At 61.6% G+C, this 25,553-nt stretch carries 24 protein-coding genes; 9 read left to right on the top strand and 15 right to left on the bottom strand.

The window, feature by feature from the left end:
• Positions 1 to 6: 6 nt before the first annotated feature.
• A complete protein-coding gene (gene arcB, locus PG892_RS00175) occupies positions 7 to 2,319 on the bottom strand; it encodes an aerobic respiration two-component sensor histidine kinase ArcB (RefSeq protein WP_270825068.1) in 2,313 nt (770 codons plus the stop codon).
• A 202-nt stretch (positions 2,320 to 2,521) separates the two neighbouring features.
• Here arcB and PG892_RS00170 point away from each other — a divergent pair, with 202 nt between their 5' ends.
• Positions 2,522 to 3,520 (top strand): DUF2860 family protein, encoded by a 999-nt coding sequence (locus PG892_RS00170; RefSeq protein WP_270825067.1) that lies wholly within the window; start codon positions 2,522 to 2,524, stop codon positions 3,518 to 3,520.
• 61 nt (positions 3,521 to 3,581) lie between these two features.
• On the opposite strand, the gene PG892_RS00165 is transcribed toward PG892_RS00170, so the two are convergent.
• The 4 genes from PG892_RS00165 to PG892_RS00150 all read right to left on the bottom strand — a co-directional run bounded on the left by PG892_RS00165 (position 3,582) and on the right by PG892_RS00150 (position 6,513).
• Positions 3,582 to 4,274: a DUF3334 family protein gene (locus tag PG892_RS00165; protein WP_029313837.1), complete on the bottom strand. Its 693-nt coding sequence runs from the start codon at positions 4,272 to 4,274 to the stop codon at positions 3,582 to 3,584.
• Positions 4,275 to 4,392: 118 nt separating this feature from the next.
• Positions 4,393 to 4,839, bottom strand: a complete 447-nt coding sequence (locus PG892_RS00160; protein ID WP_039040966.1) for an HIT domain-containing protein — start codon at positions 4,837 to 4,839, stop codon at positions 4,393 to 4,395.
• A 73-nt stretch (positions 4,840 to 4,912) separates the two neighbouring features.
• Positions 4,913 to 5,536: a DUF2057 domain-containing protein gene (locus tag PG892_RS00155; RefSeq protein WP_201936017.1), complete on the bottom strand. Its 624-nt coding sequence runs from the start codon at positions 5,534 to 5,536 to the stop codon at positions 4,913 to 4,915.
• 74 nt (positions 5,537 to 5,610) lie between these two features.
• The gene (locus tag PG892_RS00150) at positions 5,611 to 6,513 is read right to left on the bottom strand and encodes a LysR family transcriptional regulator (protein WP_270825066.1); all 903 of its coding nucleotides are present in this window, start codon (positions 6,511 to 6,513) and stop codon (positions 5,611 to 5,613) included.
• A 97-nt stretch (positions 6,514 to 6,610) separates the two neighbouring features.
• Here PG892_RS00150 and PG892_RS00145 point away from each other — a divergent pair, with 97 nt between their 5' ends.
• Positions 6,611 to 7,213 (top strand): short chain dehydrogenase, encoded by a 603-nt coding sequence (locus PG892_RS00145; RefSeq protein ID WP_042016682.1) that lies wholly within the window; start codon positions 6,611 to 6,613, stop codon positions 7,211 to 7,213.
• Between the two features lie 123 nt (positions 7,214 to 7,336).
• Here the strand turns inward: PG892_RS00145 and PG892_RS00140 are convergent, their stop codons facing one another.
• The 3 genes from PG892_RS00140 to dapA all read right to left on the bottom strand — a co-directional run bounded on the left by PG892_RS00140 (position 7,337) and on the right by dapA (position 10,608).
• Entirely contained in the window at positions 7,337 to 8,440 is a 1,104-nt protein-coding gene (locus PG892_RS00140; protein ID WP_270825065.1) for a phosphoribosylaminoimidazolesuccinocarboxamide synthase, read from the bottom strand.
• Between the two features lie 169 nt (positions 8,441 to 8,609).
• Positions 8,610 to 9,728, bottom strand: coding sequence for an outer membrane protein assembly factor BamC (gene bamC, locus PG892_RS00135; RefSeq protein WP_029313833.1), 1,119 nt, complete (start codon positions 9,726 to 9,728; stop codon positions 8,610 to 8,612).
• Positions 9,721 to 10,608: a 4-hydroxy-tetrahydrodipicolinate synthase gene (dapA, locus tag PG892_RS00130; RefSeq protein ID WP_201995998.1), complete on the bottom strand. Its 888-nt coding sequence runs from the start codon at positions 10,606 to 10,608 to the stop codon at positions 9,721 to 9,723. The genes bamC and dapA overlap by 8 nt, the downstream gene beginning before the upstream one ends.
• 188 nt (positions 10,609 to 10,796) lie before the next feature.
• On the opposite strand from dapA, the gene PG892_RS00125 reads away from it, so the two are divergent.
• From PG892_RS00125 to PG892_RS00115, 3 genes are all read left to right on the top strand, one after another.
• Positions 10,797 to 11,330, top strand: coding sequence for a glycine cleavage system protein R (locus PG892_RS00125; protein ID WP_010673166.1), 534 nt, complete (start codon positions 10,797 to 10,799; stop codon positions 11,328 to 11,330).
• A 23-nt stretch (positions 11,331 to 11,353) separates the two neighbouring features.
• On the top strand, positions 11,354 to 11,818 hold the full coding sequence (gene bcp / locus PG892_RS00120; protein ID WP_201995996.1) for a thioredoxin-dependent thiol peroxidase: 465 nt from the start codon (positions 11,354 to 11,356) through the stop codon (positions 11,816 to 11,818).
• A gap of 195 nt (positions 11,819 to 12,013) precedes the next feature.
• Positions 12,014 to 12,514 carry a YfbU family protein gene (locus PG892_RS00115; RefSeq protein ID WP_039040945.1) on the top strand — a complete coding sequence of 167 codons (501 nt, stop codon included), beginning with the start codon at positions 12,014 to 12,016 and terminating at the stop codon, positions 12,512 to 12,514.
• Between the two features lie 52 nt (positions 12,515 to 12,566).
• On the opposite strand, the gene yfbV is transcribed toward PG892_RS00115, so the two are convergent.
• On the bottom strand, positions 12,567 to 13,007 hold the full coding sequence (yfbV, locus tag PG892_RS00110) for a terminus macrodomain insulation protein YfbV (RefSeq protein WP_039040944.1): 441 nt from the start codon (positions 13,005 to 13,007) through the stop codon (positions 12,567 to 12,569).
• Positions 13,008 to 13,308: 301 nt separating this feature from the next.
• On the opposite strand from yfbV, the gene PG892_RS00105 reads away from it, so the two are divergent.
• Both PG892_RS00105 and pta read left to right on the top strand, forming a co-directional pair.
• On the top strand, positions 13,309 to 14,511 hold the full coding sequence (locus tag PG892_RS00105) for an acetate kinase (protein ID WP_270825064.1): 1,203 nt from the start codon (positions 13,309 to 13,311) through the stop codon (positions 14,509 to 14,511).
• 70 nt (positions 14,512 to 14,581) lie between these two features.
• Entirely contained in the window at positions 14,582 to 16,735 is a 2,154-nt protein-coding gene (gene pta, locus PG892_RS00100) for a phosphate acetyltransferase (RefSeq protein WP_041211116.1), read from the top strand.
• A 479-nt stretch (positions 16,736 to 17,214) separates the two neighbouring features.
• On the opposite strand, the gene ilvN is transcribed toward pta, so the two are convergent.
• From ilvN to PG892_RS00070, 6 genes are all read right to left on the bottom strand, one after another.
• Entirely contained in the window at positions 17,215 to 17,709 is a 495-nt protein-coding gene (gene ilvN / locus PG892_RS00095; protein WP_010673160.1) for an acetolactate synthase small subunit, read from the bottom strand.
• Positions 17,709 to 19,427, bottom strand: a complete 1,719-nt coding sequence (locus PG892_RS00090) for an acetolactate synthase 3 large subunit (RefSeq protein WP_010673159.1) — start codon at positions 19,425 to 19,427, stop codon at positions 17,709 to 17,711. The genes ilvN and PG892_RS00090 overlap by 1 nt, the downstream gene beginning before the upstream one ends.
• Positions 19,428 to 19,817: 390 nt before the next feature.
• On the bottom strand, positions 19,818 to 19,970 hold the full coding sequence (locus tag PG892_RS00085) for a hypothetical protein (RefSeq protein ID WP_010673158.1): 153 nt from the start codon (positions 19,968 to 19,970) through the stop codon (positions 19,818 to 19,820).
• 35 nt (positions 19,971 to 20,005) lie between these two features.
• Positions 20,006 to 21,115, bottom strand: coding sequence for an MJ1255/VC2487 family glycosyltransferase (locus PG892_RS00080; protein ID WP_029313827.1), 1,110 nt, complete (start codon positions 21,113 to 21,115; stop codon positions 20,006 to 20,008).
• Positions 21,112 to 21,615, bottom strand: a complete 504-nt coding sequence (locus tag PG892_RS00075) for a phosphatase PAP2 family protein (protein WP_041211115.1) — start codon at positions 21,613 to 21,615, stop codon at positions 21,112 to 21,114. The genes PG892_RS00080 and PG892_RS00075 overlap by 4 nt, the downstream gene beginning before the upstream one ends.
• A gap of 125 nt (positions 21,616 to 21,740) precedes the next feature.
• Positions 21,741 to 22,364, bottom strand: a complete 624-nt coding sequence (locus PG892_RS00070; RefSeq protein WP_128313671.1) for a TetR/AcrR family transcriptional regulator — start codon at positions 22,362 to 22,364, stop codon at positions 21,741 to 21,743.
• Positions 22,365 to 22,769: 405 nt separating this feature from the next.
• On the opposite strand from PG892_RS00070, the gene leuA reads away from it, so the two are divergent.
• On the top strand, positions 22,770 to 24,332 hold the full coding sequence (leuA, locus tag PG892_RS00065; protein WP_010673154.1) for a 2-isopropylmalate synthase: 1,563 nt from the start codon (positions 22,770 to 22,772) through the stop codon (positions 24,330 to 24,332).
• A gap of 111 nt (positions 24,333 to 24,443) precedes the next feature.
• A complete protein-coding gene (gene leuB / locus PG892_RS00060; RefSeq protein WP_010673153.1) occupies positions 24,444 to 25,529 on the top strand; it encodes a 3-isopropylmalate dehydrogenase in 1,086 nt (361 codons plus the stop codon).
• The last annotated feature ends 24 nt before the right edge of the window (positions 25,530 to 25,553 follow it).

Below are 25,553 nucleotides of genomic sequence, written 5' to 3'. Positions count from 1 at the left end.
TCGTGTCTACGAGAGCAGCCAGCGCCGCAGGCGGGCGATGTCACCCGGGTATTCCCGGCGCAGGGTTTCAATCCAGTCTTCCACGTTCTCCCACCAGGCGGGGTGATCCGGGCTCTGGATAAGCTGGGCCGTCTGCTGCAACCGGCGCAGGCCGATGGAGCCCGCCGCCCCCTTGATCTTGTGGGCCTCCTCCACCACACCGGCCTGATCCCTGGCAATCATGTTGGAGTCGAGTACTGCCATGTAGTCCGGCATCATCTTCTCGAACAGCTCGACGCTGGAGAGCAGCACCGGCTTGCCGACCGTGCTGGCGTAATCGGTGAGGAAGGGCAGATCCAGCAGGGCATCCTGATGGTGGACATCGTCCTGCTCGTCCGCCTCGTCCCCGGCGAGATCCGCAAACAGGTGGCCTATCACCTCCCGCACCGCCTTGGAGCCCAGCGGCTTGTTGATCACATCCTGCATGCCGTGATCCCGGTAGTACTGGCGATCGCCGGTGGCATTGGCGGTGAGCGCCACCATGGGGGGCAGGCTGTCGCCGTAGCGCGCGAGCAGTTGCTCCGCCACATCGAACCCCGTCATATCCGGCAACTGGATGTCGAGCAGGATCAAGTCGAAATCATCCGGGTTGGCCATGGCCAGCGCCTCTGCACCATCCCGCGCCACCTTGACCTGATGGCCGAGCTTGTTCAGCAGAGCGCAGGCCACTGTCACGTTGAGCTCGACGTCCTCCACCAGCAGGATATCGAGGCAGGGCATCTCGGGCTCCGGGGCCGCGGCCTTGGGCTCGACGCAGTCCACCTCCAGCTCGGCGGTGAAGCAGGCGCCTTCGCCCGGGTCGCTGTCCACGTAGAGCTGGCCGCCCATCGCCTGCACCAGCTGACGGGAGACCGCCAGCCCGATGCCGGTGCCGGTGGCGTGCTTCTTGCCCTGCACCTGATAGTACATGGCGAAGATCTTCTCCTGCTGGGCGCGGGGAATGCCCACCCCGGTGTCTTCCACCTCGAAGTGCAGCGCCAGCTTGCCCGGTTCATCAGCGGCGTGGGCGAGACAGCGTATGGTGACGCCCCCTTCATCGGTGAACTTGACCGCATTGCCCACCAGGTTCCACAGCACCTGGCGCAGCCGGGTGCCGTCCGCCATCACGAACTGGGGCATGTCGCCGTCCCGGTCGAAGTACAGGTAGAGCCCCTTCTGCTCCGCCTGGATGCGCGACAGCGTCTCCAGCTCGTCGAGGAAGGCGGGCAAATCCAGCGGAGCCGGCGCAATCTCCAGCCGACGACGGTCGAGCTTGTCCAGATCGATGATGTCGTTGAAGATGTTGCCGAGCGTCACCGCGCTCAGGTGGATGGTCTTGAGCTGCTGCTGCTGTCTGGCATCGAGGGGCGTATCCATCAGCATCCGGCTCAGTCCGACGATGCCATTGAGCGGGGTGCGCAGCTCGTGGCTGATGGTGGAGATGAAGGTGGTCTTGTCCCGACTCGCCTTCTCCAGCTTGTCCTGGTACTGCTTGCGCTCGGTGATGTCGCGACCAAAGCCGAGCAGGCCGAGCCGCTTGCCGAAGCGGTCGAAGAAGGGCACCTTGCGCAGCTCGAAGTAGGCCTTGCGGCCATCGGGATACTCCAGCCACTGCTCATAGGTGAGCGGCTCGTTCTGGGCGAAGACCTGCTTGTCGGTCTCCACCACCTTGCTGGCGATGTCGTGCTTGTAGACATCGAACGGGGTCAGGCCGATGAGTTCCGCCTCCACCTTGCCGGTGAGCTCCTCCATGGCGCGGTTGCAACCGGAGAACTGCTCGTCCTCGTTGCGGTAATAGACCAGATCGGGGGAGCAGTCGATGAAGGAGCGCAAGAGGGCGGTACGCTCCCCCAGATGCAACTGGGCCTTCTCCCGCTGGAACACTTCGTTTTCGAGATCCTCGATGGCTTGCTGGCGCAGGGCCTCGGCCCGGTTGGTCTCGGCGATCTGGGCGTTGAGCCGGCTGATGTTCTCCTGCAACTGGCTGTTGAGCTCGAGATCCCGCTCGCGCATGTCTTGCAACTTGCGCACCATCCGGGTCAGCCGTTGGCGGGAGTCCTCCAGCTGATCCACCACGATGGAGAGAAAATAGACGGCCCAGGGGGTCACCAGCAGGCCGAAGAAGACAGAGCGCACCAGGTCGACGATGTCCACGGTGCCGCGCAAAAACAGGGTCACCCCCATCTGGATCGAAACGGCCAGCACTATGATGGCGGTGGCCAGGAACATGCTGAAGCGCACCAGTCCCAGCTTGGTCATCAGGTCGACGTAATATTGCGCCCAGGATTTGATCTGCTTCATCTCGTTGTTTTCTCCCCTTTTCTTGCGCAAACAGGATACCAGTACGGCGCCATGAACTCTTGTCCGTCGCGTATTCAATTATTGATTAACGTCACACTCCGGCTGGGGTAGCATGCCTGCCATGCCTCAGTCAGCACCGGTCCCACCGGGATACCGGGGCGCACTGTCACCCTTCTCATTCGTTATGTCAGGAGCATACCCGATGCGAAATCATGTTCTGTTGAGCCTTGGCCTGCTGGTCGCCACCACCGCCCACGCCGATCTGGGGGAGATCCCCCGCCAGACCGGCTGGTCCGGTTTTCTGCTGGGCGGAGTCAATGCCGGCAGCCACAAGTCCAACTTCTATGCCGGTGACGACAGCAACAGCCGTATCGATGATCTGGGCTCCCCCGGCCGCGAAAGCGGTCTGAGCCCGCTGCTCAATGCCGATATCCACTACACCTTCGCCGATACCCGCACCCAGGTCTTCCTCGGCAACCTCATCCAGGACGCGGTGCGCTTCGACTTTACCCAGCAACTCGGTCTGCGCCAGGAGATGGGTGACAAGGGTATCGTCGCCACCTCCCTGGTGTTCAACCTCATGCCGGTGGAAGTGTGGAGCGATCCCTTCGCCACCGGCGTGGACCGCAGCGCCACCGATCTCACCTCGAAAGGGGTGCGCTTTGCCTGGGACAGGATCTGGGGCAGCAACGTCTACGCCACCCTGACCAGCCGGGAAGTGGAGCTCGACGAGGAGCGCAGCGGCCAGCAATATGACCTGACCCACGGCACCCACTACGCCTCCATGCTGAGCCGCAACGGCAAGGTCCACGACCTGGCTGTCTCCTACCAGTACCACTTCGGCGGCGACCAGCTGCTGGAGCCCGCCTTCCTCTACAAGGAGGCCCGCCTGGACGGGAGTGCGGAGAGCTTCAAGAACACCGGTCTGCAGCTGACCTATGCCAAGCGTGCCTCCCAGTGGTCCATCGTGAGCAACCTCTACGCCGGCAAGCGCAAGTATGACGAGGCGAATCCCCTGTTCGGCCAGCGCGCCGATGCCAGCGAGTTCGCCCTCAATGGCACCTTCTTCTGGCACAACCTGTTCGGCATCAAACCCCTTGCCGCCACCTTCACCGCGGCCTACTCCAGCGCCGACTCCGACATCGACTTCTACGATGCCGAGGCGCTTCGCTTCAGTACCGGGCTGCTTTACAACTTCTGACCCGCCCCAAGCAAGGAGGCCACCCCCGGGGTGGCCTCTTCATTTGCACAACCCTCGACCATCAGATGCCGAGGGAATCCAGCAGATCGTCGTGCTCGTTGCTCGCCGGCGCGGCCGCCGGTGCCGGTTTGGCTGACTGCTTGGCCTGGGCGATCAGCTCGTCGGGATCCACCTCCTCCTGCACGCCGCCATCATGGATCCGGATAAACTCCGTCTTGTCCATGGCCAGCTCCAGATAGAAGATGTTGTTGCTGGCGGTGAAGAAGGTCACCCGGCGGGTCTCGGGATTGTCGAGGTTGGTGTCGACGCTCAGCATCACCTGCTTGTTGAGCGCCAGCATCTTGGGCTGGTTCTGGGTGATGTGGGTCTGCAGCTCGCGCCCCACCTTGGTGGTGAAGCTGCCGACAATCTGGTTCATCAGCTCGCCCATGACGTTGCTCACCTCGTCCGAGGTGTGGGAGATGGCGAGATCCTCCTTGGAGAGCCCCATGCTCAGCATGTAGCTCTGGTAGAGCTCCATGGCCGCGGCGGCGGAGAAGTTGATCACCACCAGCCCGGAGAAGCCGCCGTCAAACAGCACGAAACAGCCGATGTCAGGCTTGAGGCAGGTCTTGCTGATCCGCTGCACCATGCCGGAGAAGCGCACCTGGGTCTGGGTCGCCGCACTCAATACGCTCGTCACCGAATTGCACAGGCTCAGCAGTACGTCCTCTGTGGTCAATACGGCATCATCCTCGGATCTTGTCACTATCATGGAACCTTCCTGCTGATCGAAATAATGGGGCTGTCACTCGTGTCGCCCATGTCACCATGCACCGACGCGATACGCTAACAGATTGCGTGATCCCGGTGCCCAAAGCGCGAGCCACCTCTCACTTGACTGGATTATCAGTCAGAAATGGCTGAAATCCATCCAGGGTAGCCAGACGGGTTTGCCAACTGGCAGCCGCCCCTTGCAAGGCCTGCTCCTCATAGGGAATGGCGGGACAGGCACCCCAGATGGGGCCGGGCCAGGCCGCATCCGAGCTGAAGCGGGCCACGTGGTGCAGGTGCAGCTGAGGCACCAGATTGCCGAGGGCCGCCACGTTGATCTTGTCCGGGCCGAGTGCCCGCTCCATCAGGGTGGCGACGGCGCAGGACTCCTGCATCAACTGCTGTTGCTGCTCGGGGGCCAGATGATGGATCTCCCGCAGGTTGGCGACCCGGGGCACCAGAATCAGCCAGGGATACTGGCTGTCTTTGGCCAGCAGGACGCGGCACAGGGGCAGATCCCCCAGTATCCGGGTATCCGCCTGAAGGCGGGGGTGCAATTCAAACATGGGGGCCTCGCTGATCAACATGGGCACATCGGGAATCAAAGATGTGCCCACGTTACTGCAACGGGGAGCAAACTTAAAGGCGCGGCACGGCCCAACCGATGAAGCGCTTGCGAAGCGCGGGGTCCGCCTGCAGGAAAAGCTGTTGCAACTGCCCTTCCAGGGCGCTGGCCGGCACGGAGGAGGCCCGGGGCGTCGCCACGGCGGCCGCAGTCACATCCGCCGCACCGGCGAGCACGGCAGGCCCCTCGCTGCGGTTGTACTCCATCAGCCTGGCATGCCAGTCCATGCCGATCTGCATCCCCTGCACCATCAGCGTATCCTGGCGCACCTCGAGGGGCTGCCCCCCCGCCACCAGGCCCAGGACAGGGGCCCTGGCGTAGCGTTCCATCCCGGCCTCGTCCGCAGGCACGGGAGCCTGCAGGCGCACCGACTGCCCGCGTGCCTCATAGCGAAGCACCTGAGGCTCGGAGCGAACCTGGCGATCGTTGTCGCTGCTGTTGCGACTCGGGATCACCCCCTCGTAGCGCACCAGCAGTTGCTGCTCCCCGTCGGCCAGCACGGCATGCTGCTCGTCCTGCACCTTGCCGGCGCTCACCGCCAGGATCTGGAAATCCCGGGGCACCTCGACCCTGACCTCGGCCTGCACACCGCCGCAGCACAGCAGCGCAACCCCTGCCCAACCCTGATGACGCTTCATTCCCTGACTCTCCTTTCGCGATGAAGGGCGCAGGGTAGCAGCCCCAGATGACAGAAAAATAACGGGATGCAGGCTCACCCCAGCAGATAATGGGGCCGCTCGGCAAACCACTGGGCCAGCACCTGCTTGAACAGCCGGATCTTGCGCGGCCCCCGGCGCTGCTGGGCGTGCAGCACATGGATCGGGTGCAGGCCGGTCTGCCACTCCGTCAGCACGGCCACCAGCTCCCCTCGGGCCAGGCTGGCCTCCACCAGCATCAGTGGACACTTGGCAAACCCCATGCCCGCCCGGGCCAGTTGCAGCAGGGTGCTGTAGTGGTTGGCCCGCACTCGCCCCTGCACCAGGATGTGCGCCTCCTCCTCCCCCTGGCGAAAGTGCCACTGCTCCCAGTCCGGGTTGTGGCCCTGCAGCAGGCAGGAGCGCCCCCCCAGCTCATAGGGAGTGGCGGGGATCCCCTCTCGCGCCAGCAGGGCGGGGCTTGCCACCACCACATCCTTGAGCCTGCCGAGCGGCAGGGCCACCAGGTTGTCGGGGATCAGCTCCATGGCCCGCAGAGCGATGTCATTCTCCCCCTGGCTCATGTCGATCATGGCATTGGTGAAGTTGAGCTCGACCTGGACGCCGGGGCAGAACTCGGCAAAACGGGCGAGCAGCTCGCTCACCATGCGGTCCCCCGTGCTGACCGGGCAGGTGAAGCGCAGGCGGCCGCTGTCCTCCTCGGTCAGGGCGCGGATCCCCTCCTCCGCCTCCCGGGCCAGGGCGAAGATCTCACCGGCCTGCTGGTGAAGCACCCGCCCCGCCTCGGTCAGGCTGAGTCTGCGGGTCGTGCGCTGGAGCAGCTGGGCATTGAGGGCGGACTCCAGGGCGCTGACATGGCGACTCAGCATCCCCTTGCTCACCCCCAGGGCATCGGCAGCGGCGGAGAAACTGCCCCGTTGCACCACTTCATAGAAACTGGCCAGGTGGGTGATATCCATCATTAGCACCAATATGGAAACAATTGGTTCATCATAAGCGCTTTTTCTCCCTTTTTATCCCGCTATCATCAACTCATCTCAACCAGGAGCGATAGATATGAAGATTGTGATTGTGGGTGCCTCCGGCACCATTGGCGCCGCCGTCAGCGAACTGCTTGCCCAGGATCACCAGGTGATCCGGGTCGGTCACAGCCAGGGGGATGCCAGAGTGGACATGCGCGACCCCGCCTCCATCCGGGCGCTCTTCGAGCAGATCGGATCCTTCGATGCCCTGGTGGTCGCCAGCGGCAGCGTCGCCTTCAATGCCCTGACCGAGATGACGGACGAGCAGTGGCAGGTGGGGCTTCAGAGCAAGCTGATGGGCCAGATCAACCTGACCCGGGCCGCCATTGCCCACCTGAGCGACCGTGGCTCCATCACCCTCATCAGCGGCATTCTGAGCGAGGAGCCCATCCACTGGGGGGTGAGCGCCACCACCATCAACGGTGCCATCGAGCACTTCGTGAAAGGGGCCGCCTGCGAGCTGCCAAGGGGCATTCGCATCAACGTGGTCAGCCCCACCGTGCTGGAAGAGTCCATGAGCAAGTATGCCGACTTCTTCCCGGGCTTCGTGCCGGTACCCGCCGCCCGGGTGGCCCAGGCTTACAAGAAATCGGTACTGGGGGTACAGACCGGTCAGATCTTCCGGGTCAATGGCTGAGCGCTCCGGACAACCCAATGAAAACGGGCCCCGTCATGGGGCCCGTTTTGTCATCTGCGTTGCAAGCGCCTCCCCTGCCACCGGCAAACGTTTGTTCGCCTGCGGCAAAAAAAGCGGTCGGCCTCAGTCGATCAGGCCGTACTGCTCCCGCAGTACCTCGATGATCTCCTGCTTCGGATTGGCACTGCGTACCAGCGGCTGACCGATGATCTTCTCGGCGATCCCCACATAGGTGCGGGAGATATCCATCATCACCTCGGTGGGCAGCTTGTTGTCACGGGCCAGGGCGAAGCGCTCGGGCATGCGGTTCTTGTTGAGCAGGATGTCCGGATCCGGGAAGTGGTTCAGCAGCCACTGGCGGAAGCCCTCTTTGGACTTCTCGATGATCTCGCCGCCGCGAAGGGCTGCGCCGTCCCAGATGCGGGAGCTGTCGGGGGTGCCCACTTCATCCATGTAGATGAGCTTTTCGCGACCGGCGGCATCGGTCACGTAACCGAACTCGAACTTGGTGTCGACGAAGACCTGATCCAGGGCAGCCAGCGCCTCGCTGATGACGTTGAAGCCCTCTTTGAGCAGCGCCTCGTAGCGGTCGATGTCCGCCGGGGAGCGGAAGCCGAAGGCCTGATGGTGGCGCTCGATGTCGCCGCGGGAGACGTTGACGTCGTCCGCTTCCGGCACGCCATCCAGCCCCTTGAGGATCCCCTTGGTGGACGGGGTGATGAGGATCTCGGGCAGCTTCTGATCCTTCTTGAGCCCTTCCGGCAGGGTGATGCCGCAGAATTCCCGCTCACCATCCTTGTAGGCACGCCACATGGAGCCGGTGATGTACTGGCGGGCAATGGCCTCGATCATCACGGGACGGGCTTTTTGCACGATCCAGACGAAGGGGTGCGGGATGTCCAGGATGTGGCTGTCCGCCAGCCCCTGCTCCTTGAACAGCTTGAACCAGTGGCTGGAGATGGCATTGAGCGCCGCGCCCTTGCCCGGCACGCCTTTCAGACCGTCCACCCCTTGCCAGATGCAGTCGAAAGCCGAGATGCGATCACTGATCACCATGAGGGCCAGGGGCGTATCGGCCGGCACATCATAGCCTTTCTCCCGAATGAGCCGGGCACTGTCTGCCGGGGTCAACCAGTAGACGCTGCGCACTTTGCCGGAATGGACAGGTTTATCGGTACGGATCGGCAAATCGTCGTTCACCGCCAATACTTGATCTGCAAGACTCATGGCTAATAACACTTCCTGTTGTGGGACTAGTTAGGCAGGGGCACCAGACCCCTGTCTGTGGGGGATTCACATCATCAGGTACTCAGGCCCGGGGCAACCGGCTCGGCACGCTGGCCCTGCGGCAACCCGGACATAACAAAACAGGGGCGCGAGGCCCCTGTTTTCATGCTTACTTCGCCCCCTGATCGGCCAAGCCCTTGGCAAAGGCCTCGGACAGGCTGATGTACATCTGGGAGATGACACCGGATGCGACAGGCTTCTTGTCCTTGTCGAACAGGGTGATGGAGGTCTTGCCGCCCGTCATCTCGCCGAGCTGGAAGCGATACTTGTCTTCCTCGAGCTTGAAGGGCTCCGCTCCCTTGGCCTTCCAGAACTCGCTGTCCGGCTCATCGTACTCCACGTCGATCCAGCCCAGGGACTGCTGGGTATCCTTGATGGTGAAACCATAGGCAGGCAGCACCTGATTGAGGCGGCGCCATACCTGGTCAAACGACCCTTCGGCAATCCAGGCGCTCAGCTCGTTGTTGTCCAGACCGAGCTCCAGCCCCATGCCATCGCTGGACTTGTGCTGTTCACGGGCCTTGAGCTGCTTGTCGTAATAGAGGGAGAACTGGTTCAGGGCGCGGGTAGCATAACGCTGGGCGTCCGCCGGCGTCAGCACAGTGCTGGTCTCGCCGTCGATGGTCTCTTCGTGATCCAGCACCCGTACCGACATCTTGATGGCGTGGCGCTGCACATCGTTGCGCAGGGTGAACTGGTAACGCTGACGGATCTTGAAGTCATCGTCATCTTCCGCCCAGCCATCGAGCACCGCTGAGTTGTCAAACCAGCCGGTCTGCAAGACGCCGTCCTGTTGATCCAGCTTCTCGGTAGTGACCTTGTGTTCGGCCAGGAAGTTCATCAGGAAGGCCCAGGTATCGCGCTCCACGCTCTGGGAAGTGCTGAGGGCATAGAAGGCAACGGTTGGCTCGCTGGCATTGGCCACCACCTGGCTGCCGGGCACCACGGTGAGCAACTGGGCGGGTGGACGCACGTCCACCTTGGCCCCGAGGGCGCCCTCACGGCTGCTCTCGGGCAGGGCCGGAATGTCGAAATTGCTGTTAAAGGCGGGGGTACTCAACCCGGCGGGCACAAGGAAGGCGCGGCCTTCGAGGCGGCTCTCTTCATACTCGAAGCCACGGTTGGCCATTTTGCGTTCCTGTGGTGAGCTGCAGGCAGCCAGCACGGCCACCGTCGCGACACTCAGTACCAGGCGCACTGCATTTCCCTTTCCATTTGCTTTAAACACTCGCCATCAACTCCGCAGTCGTCAGTGCTCGCGCCATCGCCGCTTCCCCCTCGGGGGTGAGATCGGTCAGGGGCAGACGCAAGGTCGCCGTCGCCATCAATCCCAGCCGGGCACAGGCCCATTTCACCGGAATGGGACTCGGTTCACAGAACAGAGTCTGATGCAACGGCATCAATCGATTGTTGATGTCATGAGCCTGCCCGGCATCACCGGCCAGGGCAGCACGACACATGTCGGCCATCTGGGGCGCCGCAATATTGGTGGTGACCGAAATGACACCATCGCCCCCTTGCAGCATAAAATCACATCCGCTGGCGTCATCGCCACTATAAAGCGCAAAATCCGGCCCGCACAATTCGCGCAGCAGCGGGGTACGGCCAAGATCGCCAGTCGCTTCTTTCAAACCTATGATGCCGGGCACCTTGGCCAGACGGGCCACCGTCTCGGGTTTGAGGTCACAGCAGGTGCGACCGGGCACATTATAGAGAATTTGAGGCAGACCACTAGCCTCGGCGATCGCACAATAGTGACGATAGAGGCCTTCCTGGGTGGGTTTGTTGTAATAGGGGGTAACCGAGAGACCCGCCACCACGCCCATGGTGGCGAAACGCTGGGAGAGGGCGATGGCGTGAGCAGTATTGTTGGATCCGCAGCCCGCGATGACGGGAATGCGTCCGGCGGCGTATTCCACCGTCTTCTCAACCACGGCGATATGTTCCTGCTCGCTCAGGGTGACCGACTCTCCCGTGGTTCCCACGGCGACGATGGCGCTGGTCCCGGCATCCACATGATATTCCACCAGCGCTGCCAGACTGACCCAATCGATGTCGCCCGAAGGCAGCATGGGGGTAACGAGCGCAACAATACTACCGCGTAACATGGATAATTCTCCCGATTTTCAGGGGCGTAATGGTAAAGCTGCCCCTTTTGAAAAACAAGGGAGGCACGGGACAAGCCGTGTTACCATCCGGCACAAAACGTATGAATGCACGAGCGCACAAGAGGCCTCCCGGCAGGGTGCCGGCACCCGCGGTCAACGCATTCTCAATAATGGACGAGAGACGATTTATGACTCACTACCTGGTCGTAACGGCCATCGGCACGGACAGGCCTGGCATCGTCAATGAGGTGACCCGTCACGTCAGTGGCTGCGGTTGCAACATTGTCGACAGCCGTCTTGGCATCTTCGGCAACGAATTCACCTTCATCATGCTCCTGTCCGGTGACTGGAACAGCCTGATGCAACTGGAAATCAGCCTCCCACTGCGCAGCCAGGAGTGGGATCTCATCACCATGATGAAACGCACCGAGCGCCACCACTCCCTGCAATATGACATCAGCGCCAGCGCAGAGGTGCTGATCCGGGATCAGCCGGGCATCGTAAGTCAGTGCACCCAGTTCTTCAGCGATCACGGCTGGGACATCCAGGCCATGCAGACCATCACCCTGGAACAGCAGCCCTTCAACCTGCTCAAGGCTAACTTTCAGTTGAATCTCTCCAAGCAGGGAGAAGAGCCTGGCTCGAAGACAGCCTTCGCCGATTTCTGTCGTGGACTGGGCGCCGAGTCGTTCGAATTCATCGTCAATCACAAGTACGCCTGACGGCGTTTATCCGAGGAGACCCCATGTCACCACTAGAAGCTGGTACCCAGGCCCCCGATTTCACCCTCTCCGATCAGGACGGCAATCAGGTTCGCCTCGCCGACCTGCGCGGCAAGAAGGTGCTGATCTATTTCTACCCCAAGGCGATGACCCCGGGTTGCACCACCCAGGCCTGCGGTCTGCGCGACGTCAATAGCGAGCTGGCTGCCCTCAATGTGGTGGTGCTCGGCATCAGCCCGGACAGCGCCAAGCGCCTGAAAAAGTTCGAGGCGCGCGACAACCTCAACTTCCGCCTGCTGGCCGATGAGGATCACGCGGTGGCCGATGCCTTTGGCGTCTGGGGCCCGAAGAAGTTCATGGGCAAGGAGTATGACGGCATCCATCGCCTGAGTTTCCTCATCGACGAAGAGGGCAAGGTTGCCCATCGCTTCGACAAGTTCAAGACCAGCGATCACCATCAGGTGGTGCTCGACCTCGTCAAGGGCTAAGCCGCCAGCGGTATTGTTGCAGGGCTCGCCATGGCGGGCCCTGCTCGTTTCACCACGGCATCAGCCCCACTCTCTGGCGGCTCACCAGGGCGCCTCTTCCCCCCCTTTTCTCGCCAACCTCCCCTCTCAGATCAAAAAATTCATCCTGGATATGGGTTAACGTGACCCCAGATTCATTTTCCAGCGAGACAGCCCATGAACATGAGCCACACCGAACGCCTGATCCTGAGCAACCAGTACGAGATCCTGGCCAAACTCAATCCGGAAAAGGCGGCGTTTTACCAGCGTGCCAGCACCATCGTCGAGCGCGGCTACTGCCTGCAGATCCTCGAGCTGGAGAAGAGCTTCGGCCATCTGGATCTCGCCACCTGCCAGGAGGTGCTGGACACTCTGGAGCTGCACCATGCACTGGCCATCTCCTGGGGCAACCTGGATGCCAGCGCCCGGGCCGATGTCAACGAGAGCCGCCTTGCCTTCAACGGCTACAGCCGCAGCCAGGAGCGGGAACTGGCGGATTACGTCTGCTTCCTGCTGGAAGTGGACAAGCGCTTCCCCGAACTGCCCTGCCCCTGCGATGAGCTCTCCAGCGACATCGCCATGCGGGACAAGTACCAGCGCATGCTGGCGGTCTGGCGTCAGTGCCCCCGTCAGTACAAGCTCTCCATCCAGGAGATCAGCAAGGTGCTGGCCGCCTGAATGTGAAAAAGGCGCCTGAGGGCGCCTTTGTCGTCAGTCTGACTCCGGAAAGTCATTCGTAGAGGAAGGATTTGTCCAGCTGCTTGAAGGCGGCGTTGAGGGTATCGGCCAGCTCTTCGTAGCGGGGACGGGCCACCAGCTGACGTTGACCGCCCTGCTCGTTCATCTTGCCGTTTATCTCCCGATACCAAGTGGCGAGGGAGGGGGGCAGCCGGGTATCGGCGCGCTGGCCGAGCCAATAGTACCCTTGCAGCGGCAGGCTGAGCAGGAAGAGCACGGACGCCATCACAGAGGGCCAGTAATGAAGCTCGCCAAACTGGAACTGCACCATGACGCTGAGCACCGCCAGTGCCGGGATCACCTTGAGGGCGAATTCGGTGGCCCTGATCACCCGATTCTCCGGGAACATGGAATTAAGCTCGGGACGGCGCGGCCAAAGAGTCATATAATGACGGCCTTGCTGTAATTTAGTTCCAAAAATGTTCATGCTCATGCTACCTCCGAGCTCTTTTCGAACGCATTAACGGCAAAACCTCGACAATATTTGAGAGGCAATAACAAAGGTTGAGGATGACTTTGTTATTTTTCAACAATCAGGTTATCCTTTGTACGCCCATTTTTACGCTGGGGCACGGCCACTGACCAGTCAGGGACGTCTGAATTTCGGGTCTTGTATCACTATACAAGGGGCAAGCAACAGATTGCCAACCCTCATAAGGATAAGTTGATAGTTTTTGGACGCACCGCGTCCGGCGCATCCTCCAACCCAACCCAATCTGCGATAGGATTTATTCATGAGTAAGCTGGTTCTTGTTCTTAACTGTGGCAGCTCGTCCCTGAAGTTTGCTGTCATTGACGCAACCACCGGTGATGACCTGCTGTCCGGCCTGGCCGAATGCTTCAACCTCGACGACGCCCGCATCAAGTGGAAGCTGAACGGCGAGAAAGGCAACGCTGATCTGGGTGCCGGTGCCGCTCACCAGGAAGCGCTGGACTTCATCGTTCACAAGATCCTGCCGCTCAACCCGGAACTGTCCAAGAACCTGATCGCCATCGGCCACCGCGTGGTACACGGCGGCGAGCGTTTCACCTCCTCCGTTCGCATCTGTGATGACGTCATTACCGGCATCGAAGCCGCCATTCCTTACGCACCGCTGCACAACCCGGCTCACCTGATCGGTATCCGTGCCGCCCTGAAGGTCTTCCCGGAACTGGCCGAGAAGAATGTCGCCGTGTTCGACACCGCCTTCCACCAGACCATGCCGGAAGAAGCCTTCCTGTACGCCCTGCCGTACAAGCTCTACAAAGAGAACGGCATCCGTCGCTACGGCGCCCACGGCACCAGCCACTACTACATCAGCCTGGAAGCGGCCAAGCAGCTGAACAAGCCGGTGGAAGAGCTCAACATCATCAACTGCCACCTGGGCAACGGCGGCTCCGTCTGCGCCATCAAGAACGGCCTGTCCGTTGACACCTCCATGGGCCTGACCCCGCTGGAAGGCCTGGTGATGGGTACCCGTTCCGGTGACATCGATCCGGCCATCATCTTCTTCCTGCACGACAAGCTGGGCATGAGCGTTGCCGAGATCAACACCATGCTGACCAAGGAATCCGGCCTGCAGGGTCTGACCGAAGTCACCTCCGACTGCCGTTTCGTTGAAGACAACTACGACAGCAAGGAAGAAGCCAAGCGCGCCATGGACGTGTACTGCTACCGTCTGGCCAAGTACATCGGTGCCTACGCCGCCGCCATGGACGGTCGTCTGGATGCCGTGGTCTTCACTGGCGGCATCGGCGAGAACTCCGCCCCGATCCGTGAGATCACCCTGAACAAGCTGGGCCTGCTGGGCTTTGACGTCGACCACGACGCCAACCTGAAGGCTCGCTTCGGCAAGGGCGGCGAGATCACCAAGGCTGGTTCCACCAAGGCCCTGGTTATCCCGACCAACGAAGAGTGGGTCATCGCCCACGACGCGCTGGAACTGGTCGGCGCATAAATTAGCTGTAGAGCAAGGCCGCCCCAGGGCGGCCTTTTCCTGATCCCAAAAAATGAACAAGGGGTAATAAGTGGCACGCACTATTATGCTCATCCCGGTCGGCACTGGTGTCGGCGTAACCTCCGTGAGTCTTGGCGTCGTTCGCGCCATGGAACGTCACGGTGTCAATGTCAGCTTCTTCAAACCGGTCGCCCAGCCGCGTCCGGGTGAAACCGGTACCGAGCGCTCCACCGCCGTGATCCGCGCCGCTGCCAACATCAACCCGCCCGAGCCGTTCGCCCTCTCCTACGCCGAGAACATGATCACCTCCAGCAACACCGACATCCTGCTGGAAGAGATCGTGGCCCGCTTCGAAGAGCACGTGAAGACCAGCGGTGCCGAAGTGGTGGTGATCGAGGGCCTGGTTCCGACCGACAAGCAACCCTTTGCCAACAAGCTGAACTACGACGTCGCCAAGGCGCTGGACGCCGACATGGTGTTCGTGACCCATCCGGGCAACGACTCCAGCCAGAAGCTCAAAGAGCGCATCGAGCTGGCCTGCTCCAACTTCGGTGGCGTCAACAACCCGCGCATCGTGGGCTGCGTCATCAACAAGGTGGGTGCCCCGGTTGACGAGCACGGCGTGACCCGTCCCGACCTGACCGAGATGTTCGAAGCGCACCACCACGGCGCCGATACCGGCCACAACCTGGAAGTGCTGCAGGTCTTCGGCAAGAGTCCGCTGCGCATCCTCGGCTGCATTCCCTGGAACACCCAGCTGATCGCACCACGCGCCAAGGATCTCGCCAAGCACTTGGCCGCCAAGATCATCAACAAGGGTGAGCTGGAAAGCCGCCGCCTGCAGACCGTGACCTTCTGCGCCCGCTCCATCCACAACATGATCGAGCACTTCCGTCCAGGCAGCCTGCTGGTGACTTCCGGCGACCGCTCCGACGTCATCGTCTCCGCCTGCCTCTCCGCCATGAACGGCGTCAAGCTGGGTGCCTTGCTGCTGACCGGCAACTACCACCCGGAACCCCAGGTGATGGCCCTGTGCCAACAGGCTATGGCCACCGGTCTGCCGATCATGATCACCGGCACCAACACCTGGCAGACCGCCGTCAGCCTGCAGAACTTCAACGTCGACATCCCGGAAGATGACCGCGAGCGTATCGAGCTGGTGCAGGACTACGTTGCTGGTCACATCGACAAGCACTGGATCGAGTCTCTCTCCGCCAAGTCCACCCGCTCCCGTCGCCTGAGCCCGCCGGCCTTCCGCTATCAGCTGACCGAGCTGGCCCGTCAGGCCAACAAGCGCGTCGTGCTGCCGGAAGGGGAAGAGCCGCGCACCATCAAGGCGGCCGCCATCTGTGCCGAGCGCGGTATCGCCCGTCCGGTGCTGCTGGGCAACCCGGACGAGATCCGCCGCGTCGCTGAACAGCAGGGCGTGATCCTGACCGACCGCGTCGAGATCATCGATCCCGTTGCCGTACGCGAGCGCTATGTGGCTCGTCTGGTCGAGCTGCGCAAGAACAAGGGCATGACCGAAGTGGTTGCCCGCGAGCAGCTGGAAGACAACGTGGTACTGGGTACCATGATGCTGGAGCGCAACGAGGTCGACGGTCTGGTATCCGGCGCAGTGCACACTACTGCCAACACCATCCGTCCGCCGATGCAGATCATCAAGACCGCCCCGGGCTCTTCCCTGATCTCCTCCATCTTCTTCATGCTGCTGCCGGATCAGGTGCTGGTCTACGGTGACTGCGCCATCAACCCGGATCCCACCGCCGAGCAACTGGCCGAGATCGCCATCCAGTCCGCCGACTCCGCTGCCGCCTTCGGCATCGAGCCGCGCGTGGCCATGATCTCCTACTCCACCGGCACCTCCGGCGCCGGCGCGGATGTGGAGAAAGTGCGTGAAGCGACCGAGCTGGCCAAGGCCAAGCGTCCCGACCTCATCATCGACGGCCCGCTGCAGTACGATGCGGCCATCATGGAGAACGTCGCCAAGTCCAAGGCACCGAACTCCCCGGTTGCCGGCAAGGCCACCGTGTTCGTCTTCCCGGATCTGAACACCGGCAACACCACCTACAAGGCGGTACAGCGCTCCGCCGAGCTGGTCTCCATCGGCCCCATGCTGCAAGGCATGCGCAAGCCGGTCAACGACCTCTCTCGCGGCGCCCTGGTGGACGACATCGTCTACACCATCGCCCTGACCGGCATCCAGGCAGCCCAGGCCGAGTAATCGACCCGCAGTCCGATGCAATGAAAAACCCGCCGAGAGGCGGGTTTTTTTATGGCTCGCGCCCAGAAATGTTGATCCGCAAGATCAGATCGGGATCCCGTCCGGATCCACGAACAGATCCGCGTTCCGCCCTTGGCAAGGCACGAGGGATAAGCAAACGCTCACACCCTCGCCAGGGGATTGCACAAATGCGATCCAGCCAGGATCAAATTGAAATATCCCTTTAAGATCATGAGACTAACGCCAGACACACCGCTAATCTACAGAGTTTTCCACAGCTTTTGTGGATAGTTTACCGATCATTTGAAAGAAAATGACAGGTGAAGGCCCTCCCTCTCATCTTCTCTTTCACCCCCTTGATAACCTCCTGATGCTGTGGCCATCATCCCTACCGGCCCCCCCCACTTGCCCGCAACGCTGCCAGACACGAAAAAGGGCTCCGAAGAGCCCTTGAACAGCTATTTTCACATCCGGCCACATCAGGGACGCAGGGATTTGTCCGCCCGGGAGATGCCGCAGACACCGGAGCGCACCACTTCGATGATCTCGTTGGTCTGGGCAGCCGTCTTGATGAAGGCGTCCAGCTTTTCGCTGGTCCCGACGAGCTGCACCGTGTAGAGCTCGGGGGTGACGTCGACGATCTGGCCACGGAAGATGTCCGCCAGCCGCTTCAGTTCGTCACGGGCACCACCGGCGGCGCGCGCCTTGACCAGCGCGATCTCCCGCTCGATGTGCTCACCCTCGCTCAGGTCACACACCTTGAGCACGTCCACCAGCTTGTGCAGCTGCTTCTGGATCTGCTCCAGCACCCGCTCATCCCCCATGGTGACGATAGTCATGCGGGACAGGGTGGGATCCTCGGTAGGGGCCACCGTCAGGGTCTCGATGTTGTAGCCGCGCTGGGAGAAGAGGCCCACCACACGGCTCAGGGCACCGGATTCGTTCTCCAGCAGAACGGAAATTATATGTCTCATCAGGTTCTCTCCGTCTTGCTCAGCCACATCTCGTCCATGGCGCCAAATTTGATCTGCATCGGATAGACGTGCTCGTCCGGATCGACCGAGATGTCCATGAACACCAGTCTGTCCTTCATGGCAAAGGCCTTCTCCATGGCGCTCTCCAGCTCCGCCGGATCGCTCACCGCGATGCCGACGTGGCCATAGGCTTCCGCCAGCTTGACGAAGTCAGGCAGGGATTCCATGTAGGAGTGGCTGTGGCGGCCACCGTAGAACATCTTCTGCCACTGCTTGACCATGCCCAGCGCACGGTTGTTGATGGAGATGATCTTGATGGGCACCCCGTACTGCATGCAGGTAGAGAGCTCCTGGATGTTCATCTGCACCGAGCCGTCGCCGGTGACGCAGCAGACCACGGCTTCCGGGTTGGCAAACTGGGCGCCCATGGCGGCGGGAATGCCAAAGCCCATGGTGCCGAGACCGCCGGAGTTGATCCACTGGCGCGGTTTGGCAAACGGGTAGTAGAGGGCGGCAAACATCTGGTGCTGACCCACGTCGGAGGCGACGAACGCCTCCCCCTTGGTCACCTTGTAGAGAGTCTCGATGACCTGCTGCGGCTTGATCAGGGTGGGGTGGGTCTCGTAGGCCAGGCAGTTGCGGGAGCGCCACTGGTTGATCTGCTCCCACCAGTCCGCCAGCGCCTGCTTGTCGTTGTCAAAGCCGCACTCGCGGATCACTTCCAGCATCTGTTCCAGCACGGTTTCCACCGAGCCGACGATGGGCACGTGGGCCTGTACCGTCTTGGAGATGGAGGTGGGGTCGATGTCGATGTGGACTATGGTAGCGTTGGGGCAGAACTTGGCTACGTTGTTGGTCACGCGATCATCGAAGCGGGCACCCACTGCGAAGATGAGATCCGCGTTGTGCATGCTCTTGTTCGCTTCGAAGGTACCGTGCATCCCCAACATACCGATAAACTGCGGATGGGTGCCGGAGAAGGCGCCCAGCCCCATGAGCGTGGTAGTCACCGGCAGGTTCAGCAGCTCCGCCAGCTTGGTCACCAGGTGATCCGCATTGGCGTTGATGGCGCCGCCACCCACGTACATGACCGGGCGGCTCGCCTCGGTCAGCAGCTTGGCAGCCCGCTTGATCTGGCCCTTGTGCCCGGCCTTGGTCGGATTGTAAGAGCGCAGGGAAACGGACTCGGGATACTGATAGGGGAACTTCTCTTTCGGATTCTGCACGTCTTTGGGCAGATCCACCACCACGGGCCCCGGGCGGCCACTGGCGGCAATGTAATAGGCCTTCTTGATGGCCTCGGGAATGTCGCTGGCTTTCTTGCACAGGAAGCTGTGCTTCACCACCGGGCGGGAGATGCCGATCATGTCGGTCTCCTGGAACGCATCCTCCCCGATCATGCTGGTCGGCACCTGGCCGGACAGGATCACCAGGGGAATGGAATCCATGTAGGCGGTGGCGATCCCCGTGATGCAGTTGGTGGCGCCGGGACCCGAGGTCACCAGCACAGTGCCCACCTTGCCGGTGGAGCGGGCGTAACCGTCCGCCATGTGCACTGCGGCCTGCTCATGCCGCACCAGGACATGCTCCATCTTGCCGTTTTCGAAGAGAGCGTCATAGATGTCGAGCACTGAGCCACCAGGGTAGCCGAAAACGTGTTCCACTCCCTGATCCTCCAGCGCTCTAACCACCATCTGGGCGCCTGATAACATCTCCATGATAAAGCCCTCCAGGCTTTGCTCCGTTAAGCGAAAGCTATCGACAGTCCGCTGCTTCCCGGCAGCGCCGATCCGAGTCTTGTTGTTGTCTGCAGGCAGATCAGGCGAGTTCGGAGCCGTCGATAGTAGAAAAATAGGGGTTTTCCATCATTCACCCGAAAAGCGGGTGAAAAACCAACTTAACCCGCCCGTGAACGCTTGTCCACGGCTTTGTCTGGCCATAACAGTCATAAATTTCAAACAGCTATTAACATTCAGTGACTTGGCCACCAGACGGGCAACAAAGAGGGGCCCTGGGGGGAACAACCAGCGGATCATGCTGCCCGCGTCGGTCAGGAACAAAATAAACGGCCCACCCCGAGGGGGTGGGCCGTCAAAAACTGGCTGGTTTCACTGCTCGTCTTCGGGTTCTGCCAGCCAGATCTGCTGATCCGGATCCGTCTCTTCGCAGACCGAAATGCTGACACCCATGTCGAGCAGCTCATGCAGGGTGAGATTGTCTGCCAGGGTCATGGTGTCGCCGTTTTCATTGGTAAAGCGCATGGTGTCCGTCCTCTCCGTGGTGGGATCGACTCAGTTTAGTCAAAGGCGCTGAGTTGGGATAACCAGGGACGCTCCTGGCCGGTACGGCTGGCAAGCTCCCCCAGGCTGTCACACACCTCCTCCGGAAAGAGAGTCCTGCCCCAGAGGCGGCGGGAGAGCGCCCCCACCTCCTCCCCGGCCCCGGCCAGCAACCAGTCGGCCAGCTCTCCTGCCACATCGGGATAGCGTACCCTGCCAGGAGAAGGGGCCTCCAGCCAGCTTCGCACCGCATTGGCATCCAGGCTGTCCATCAACTGGGCCAGCCCCATCAGCTCCAGGGTCCTGCCGTTGGTCAACTGCTCGAACTGGCCACCCAGGGGTTTGACCAGCAGCTTCTTGCCCAAAGAGAGCGCCTCGGAGGCAAGCTCGAATCCCGCATTGCTGATGACCCCGCGACAACCGGCCAGCGCCAGCTTGAACCCCTCTCTGGCCTGAGGTTCAAAGCGGATGTTGCGCCACTCGCTACGCTTGCGCACCTCGGGATGGAAGCAGATGAACGACTGCGTGCTGAAACGCGACAACAGGGCCGCGATCGTCTCTGTCTGCTCGAATGGCAGATAGACCAGGATCTGCTGGTTGTCCGGCACCGGCTCGAGGGGATCGACGATGGGAGGCAGCAGGGGCTGGCCGAAATGGAACCAGTGCAGCCCCAGGGACTGGCGTACCGGCGCAAAATGGCGCATCAGCTGGCGGTTGAAGCCGCTCTCCCCCCAGCGCGGGATCGGCCAGTCGAAGCTCGCCTGATGGCTGATGGTGAGGCTGGGTTTGCCCCAGCGGCGAGCTGCATGGGCACTGAGCGGCTCGAAGTCGCTGATGACCAGATCGTACTCGCGACAATCGAGGGCACGCAGATCTTGCCAGAAACGCAGGGGGGAGAGTCCCTTGAGGGTGCGCCAGCCCGAGATGCGCCCCTGATGGCTGGCGAAAGTGATACCGGGGAAGGTGCGATAATCCCCGAACTCCCCCATCTCGAAGTAGCCGTCGGCAGCGCGCCCGCTGAACAGATAGTCCACCGCCACGCCCCTGCTCTTCAATGCGCGCGCCAGGGTCCGGCTGCGACTGATGTGGCCGTTGCCGGTCCCCTGAACGCCGAACAGTATCCTCATCCCTGGCTCCAACCCAGCGCCCAGAGGGCGCAACCACCGCCAAGCAGCGCCCCGGCCACCAGATCACTCAGATAATGCACCCCGAGCAGCAGGCGGGACGCCCCCACCAGCGCGGCCCAGACAAACAGCAGCGGTGCCCAGAGCGGGAAACTGGCGGCCACTACGGTCGCCATCAGAAAGGCGGCCGCGGTATGGCCCGAGGGCAGGCTGTAACGATCCGACGGGGTGATGAAGACAGGCAGCCCTGCCGGGCGCTGGCGTTTGAGGGCATTCTTGAGCAGCAGGTAGAGCGGCAACTCGAGGGCAAACGCCCAGAGCGCCATACTGACCGCCTCCTGCCCGGCGCTCCCCTGCCACCAGAGCAGGCAAGCCGCCACGGCATAGAGGGGGCCGTCACCGGTACGGGAGACAAGCCGGCTTATCCTGGCCTGCGGCTGATTGTAGGGATGAAGCAGGCAGACACGGCACACCCGCAGGTCCCATTGCTGGATCTTGTTCATCACGGCCCTCCCTTGCATCCTGAGTGCAGACTAGGAGGGCGGCATGACACTTCGTTGACGCCCAGATAACAGATTGATGAAAAAAAGGGCCCAGGGGCCCTTTTTCATCCGTCATCCCGAAAAAGTCAGTTCAGGGCACCGCGCAGGCCGTTTTCCATCAGGCGGCAGTTGTGGGCCGCGAGGCGGCTCATGAAGTGCTCATCCACCGTCAGACCAAACACCTGTTCGTAGAGATCCTTCATCACGAAAGGCTGCCACATCATGTTGAGGAAGGAGATCTTCAGCATCTCGGGGTCCAGGTTGTCCGCCAGCTGGCCGTTGGAGCGCATGGATTCGAGCAGGGCATCGAACTGGGGAAGTTGGCGATCCAGCAGGCGGCTCAGCACAAAATCACGCCCCGGGCTCTTTTCGGTCGACAATGCGCTGGAGATGGCGGAGGTCAGCTCGCTGTTGGGCGCCATCACCTGATAGTAGGTGTTGAGCAGATCGGTCAGGCTGCGGTTGCTGCTCTCGTCGTGCCAGGCTTGCTCGAGGGGCTCGGCCACATCCCCCAGCACCGCCTTGTAGAGGCCTTCCTTGCTGCCGAAGTAGTAGTGGATCATCGCCAGATTGGAGCCTGCCAGCTCGGCAATCTCGCGGGTCGTCACCTTGCTGTAGGGGGTGTTGAGAAAACGTTCGCGTGCGGCGGCAAGCAGCTTGTCACGAATGTCGGAACGTCCGACTGGACGGCCAGGTCTGCGTTTTTCCATGGAATACCTCAGATAATTCAGCAAGGGCTGATAAGTCGATCTGATTGTGCGGGTGATCGAGTACAGCAGGAATGACCAGATAATCAGGCATGAACCGAATATGGGACAAGAGAATTTGCACTCCTTTACAATCCGATTAAATAAACCAGTGGATTGAACCTGTCCATTCCGGTTGACACAGCATAAAAATCTCGTTATTGGTAGTAGCGTTATCGACTGGAAGGATTGAGACATCATGCGTATTGCCGCTCCGCTACTACTGCTCTCCCTAATCGCGACTCCTCGCGCGGGATCCTTGTAGCCGGGCTAAGGCATAGCCGGAATTTACAGAAACCCGTGCACCCCGCACGGGTTTTTTTATGCCATGCAGGATGCACGCAGCGAACTTAGGAAGAGGGAAGTCACATGTCAGATCGGGTCATCATATTCGACACCACCTTGCGTGATGGTGAGCAGGCGCTGTCGGCCAGCTTGACGGTCAAGGAGAAGCTGCAGATCGCCCAGGCGCTGGAGCGGCTCGGTGTCGATATCATGGAAGTGGGTTTCCCCGTCTCCTCCCCCGGCGATTTTCAATCGGTTCAGACCATCGCCCGCCATATCAAGAACAGCCGGGTCTGCGCCCTGGCCCGCGCCCTGCAAAAAGACATCGATGCCGCCGGCGAAGCCTTGAAAGTGGCAGAGGCGTTTCGCATCCATACCTTCATCTCCACCTCCTCCATCCACGTGGAGAGCAAGCTGAAAAAGAGCTTCGAAGACGTGCTGGAGATGGGGGTCGGCGCCATCAAGCACGCCTTGCGCTACACCGATGACGTGGAGTTCTCCTGCGAAGATGCGGGCCGCACCCCGATAGACAACCTGTGCCGCATGGTGGAAGCCGCCATCAAGGCAGGCGCCCGCACCATCAACATTCCTGACACCGTGGGCTACACGGTGCCGACCGAATTCTCCGGTATCATCCACACCCTGTTCAACCGGGTACCCAACATCGACAAGGCCATCATCTCGGTGCACTGCCACGACGATCTGGGCCTCTCGGTGGCCAACTCCATCAGTGCCGTGCAGATGGGGGCCCGCCAGATCGAGTGCACCATCAACGGCATCGGCGAGCGTGCTGGCAACTGCTCCCTGGAAGAGGTCGCGATGATCCTGAAGACCCGCGCCGATCTGCTCGGGGTACACACCAACATCCGCCACAGCGAGATCCACCGCACCAGCACCCTCGTCAGTCAAATCTGCAACATGCCGGTGCAGCCCAACAAGGCCATCGTCGGCGCCAACGCCTTCTCCCACAGCTCAGGCATCCATCAGGATGGCGTGCTCAAGGCCAAGAACACCTACGAGATCATCACCCCCGAGAGCATCGGTCTCACCCAGAACAACCTCAACATGACCTCCCGCTCCGGCCGCCACGTCATCAAGCACCGGATGGAGTCCATGGGCTACGCCGAGAGCAGCTACGACCTCGACGATCTCTACGCCAAGTTCCTCACCCTGGCCGACAAGAAGGGCCAGGTGTTCGACTACGACCTGGAGGCCCTCGCCTTCTTCAGCCAGATCCACGAGGAGCCCGAGCACTTCAAGCTGGAGTACCTCGGCGTGCAGAGCGGCAGCTCGGTGCTCGCCACCGCCTCGGTCAAGCTCAAGGTAGGCCAGGATCTGGTGTGCGAGGCCGCCACCGGCAACGGCCCGGTGGATGCGGTCTACCAGTGCATCAACCGCATCACCGGCTACGAGATCCGCATCGATAAATACGAACTCAAGGGCAAGGGCGAGGGCAAGAACGCCCTCGGCCAAGTGGACATCGTCGCCGAGTACAAGGGGCGCAAGTTCCACGGCATGGGGCTGGCCACTGACATCATCGAATCCTCGGCCCAGGCCCTGGTCCACGTGATCAACAGCATCTGGCGCGCGGACCAGGTCGCCGAGCAGATGGAGCGCAACCACACCATCAAATCGGAAACCGTCTGAGCCCGCCGCCGGACAAGATGACAACATGACATGGGGAGGACCGGGGCCAGGGCCGTGGCCCGGACCGGCCTCCCGGATGAAACGGAATCACACTATCAAGACGGAGAGAGTATGAGCAGTTATCGGATCGCAGTATTGCCGGGTGACGGCATTGGCCCGGAAGTGATGGCAGAGGCCATCAAGGTACTGGAAAAGGTGCAGACCAAATTCGGCTTCTCCCTCGACTATGACCGTCACGACGTCGGCGGCATCGCCATCGACAACCACGGCACACCGCTGCCCCAGAGCACCATTGCAGGCTGTGAAGCGGCCGATGCGGTGCTGTTCGGATCGGTGGGCGGCCCCAAGTGGGAGCACCTGCCGCCCAACGATCAGCCGGAGCGCGGCGCCTTGCTGCCCCTGCGTGCCCACTTCAAACTGTTCTGCAACCTGCGCCCGGCCCGCATCTACACCGGTCTGGAGCAGTTCTCCCCGCTGCGTGCCGACATCTCCGATCGCGGTTTTGACATCGCCTGCGTGCGCGAGCTGACCGGCGGCATCTATTTCGGCCAGCCCAAGGGGCGTGAAGGGGAAGGCGCCACCGAGAAGGCCTTCGACACCGAGGTGTACCACCGCTTCGAGATCGAGCGCATCGCCAAGATAGCGTTTGAATCGGCCCGGGTGCGCAAGGCCAGGGTCACCTCCATCGACAAGGCCAACGTGCTCGCCTCCTCCATCCTGTGGCGCGAGGTGGTGACCGAGGTCGCCAAGTCCTACCCGGACGTGGCCCTGAACCACATGTACATCGACAACGCCACCATGCAGCTCATCAAGGATCCGTCCCAGTTCGACGTGCTGCTCTGCTCCAACCTGTTCGGTGACATCCTCTCCGACGAGTGCGCCATGATCACCGGCTCCATGGGCCTGCTCCCCTCAGCCAGCCTCAACGAATCCGGCTTCGGCCTGTTCGAGCCGGCCGGTGGCTCGGCCCCAGATATCGCCGGCAAGGGGATTGCGAATCCCATCGCCCAGATCCTCTCCGCCGCCCTGATGCTGCGTTACAGTCTCGGCCAGGAAGCCGCCGCCCAGGCCATCGAGCAGGCCGTGGCCCAGACCCTGGCAGAAGGCTATTTCACCGCCGACCTGCATCAGGCCAGCGCCACGCACCCGGTGCAGAGCACGGCCGACATGGGCAGCCAGATCGCCGCGCGCATCTGATCCCACGGCATCGATAACAAGGAA

This window comes from Aeromonas sp. QDB68, assembly GCF_027707405.1.
Taxonomy (GTDB): Bacteria; Pseudomonadota; Gammaproteobacteria; order Enterobacterales; family Aeromonadaceae; genus Aeromonas; species Aeromonas caviae.
The sequence above is the reverse complement of the archived record's forward strand: the minus strand, read 5'-3'. Positions and strand labels throughout refer to the sequence as shown.

What these genes read in the sequence shown, in the direction of transcription:
- PG892_RS00160 (WP_039040966.1), bottom strand. Translation starts at nt 4,839, where the DNA reads ATGTTTGAATTGCACCCCCGCCTTCAGGCGGATACCCGGATACTGGGG.
- PG892_RS00115 (WP_039040945.1), top strand. Translation starts at nt 12,014, where the DNA reads ATGAACATGAGCCACACCGAACGCCTGATCCTGAGCAACCAGTACGAG.
- bcp (WP_201995996.1), top strand. Translation starts at nt 11,354, where the DNA reads ATGTCACCACTAGAAGCTGGTACCCAGGCCCCCGATTTCACCCTCTCC.
- leuB (WP_010673153.1), top strand. Translation starts at nt 24,444, where the DNA reads ATGAGCAGTTATCGGATCGCAGTATTGCCGGGTGACGGCATTGGCCCG.
- ilvN (WP_010673160.1), bottom strand. Translation starts at nt 17,709, where the DNA reads ATGAGACATATAATTTCCGTTCTGCTGGAGAACGAATCCGGTGCCCTG.
- dapA (WP_201995998.1), bottom strand. Translation starts at nt 10,608, where the DNA reads ATGTTACGCGGTAGTATTGTTGCGCTCGTTACCCCCATGCTGCCTTCG.
- PG892_RS00145 (WP_042016682.1), top strand. Translation starts at nt 6,611, where the DNA reads ATGAAGATTGTGATTGTGGGTGCCTCCGGCACCATTGGCGCCGCCGTC.
- PG892_RS00070 (WP_128313671.1), bottom strand. Translation starts at nt 22,364, where the DNA reads ATGGAAAAACGCAGACCTGGCCGTCCAGTCGGACGTTCCGACATTCGT.
- PG892_RS00080 (WP_029313827.1), bottom strand. Translation starts at nt 21,115, where the DNA reads ATGAGGATACTGTTCGGCGTTCAGGGGACCGGCAACGGCCACATCAGT.
- PG892_RS00150 (WP_270825066.1), bottom strand. Translation starts at nt 6,513, where the DNA reads ATGGATATCACCCACCTGGCCAGTTTCTATGAAGTGGTGCAACGGGGC.
- PG892_RS00140 (WP_270825065.1), bottom strand. Translation starts at nt 8,440, where the DNA reads ATGAGTCTTGCAGATCAAGTATTGGCGGTGAACGACGATTTGCCGATC.
- PG892_RS00125 (WP_010673166.1), top strand. Translation starts at nt 10,797, where the DNA reads ATGACTCACTACCTGGTCGTAACGGCCATCGGCACGGACAGGCCTGGC.
- PG892_RS00075 (WP_041211115.1), bottom strand. Translation starts at nt 21,615, where the DNA reads ATGAACAAGATCCAGCAATGGGACCTGCGGGTGTGCCGTGTCTGCCTG.
- PG892_RS00165 (WP_029313837.1), bottom strand. Translation starts at nt 4,274, where the DNA reads ATGATAGTGACAAGATCCGAGGATGATGCCGTATTGACCACAGAGGAC.
- PG892_RS00090 (WP_010673159.1), bottom strand. Translation starts at nt 19,427, where the DNA reads ATGGAGATGTTATCAGGCGCCCAGATGGTGGTTAGAGCGCTGGAGGAT.
- PG892_RS00170 (WP_270825067.1), top strand. Translation starts at nt 2,522, where the DNA reads ATGCGAAATCATGTTCTGTTGAGCCTTGGCCTGCTGGTCGCCACCACC.
- leuA (WP_010673154.1), top strand. Translation starts at nt 22,770, where the DNA reads ATGTCAGATCGGGTCATCATATTCGACACCACCTTGCGTGATGGTGAG.
- PG892_RS00105 (WP_270825064.1), top strand. Translation starts at nt 13,309, where the DNA reads ATGAGTAAGCTGGTTCTTGTTCTTAACTGTGGCAGCTCGTCCCTGAAG.
- PG892_RS00155 (WP_201936017.1), bottom strand. Translation starts at nt 5,536, where the DNA reads ATGAAGCGTCATCAGGGTTGGGCAGGGGTTGCGCTGCTGTGCTGCGGC.
- yfbV (WP_039040944.1), bottom strand. Translation starts at nt 13,007, where the DNA reads ATGAGCATGAACATTTTTGGAACTAAATTACAGCAAGGCCGTCATTAT.
- PG892_RS00085 (WP_010673158.1), bottom strand. Translation starts at nt 19,970, where the DNA reads ATGCGCTTTACCAATGAAAACGGCGACACCATGACCCTGGCAGACAAT.
- arcB (WP_270825068.1), bottom strand. Translation starts at nt 2,319, where the DNA reads ATGAAGCAGATCAAATCCTGGGCGCAATATTACGTCGACCTGATGACC.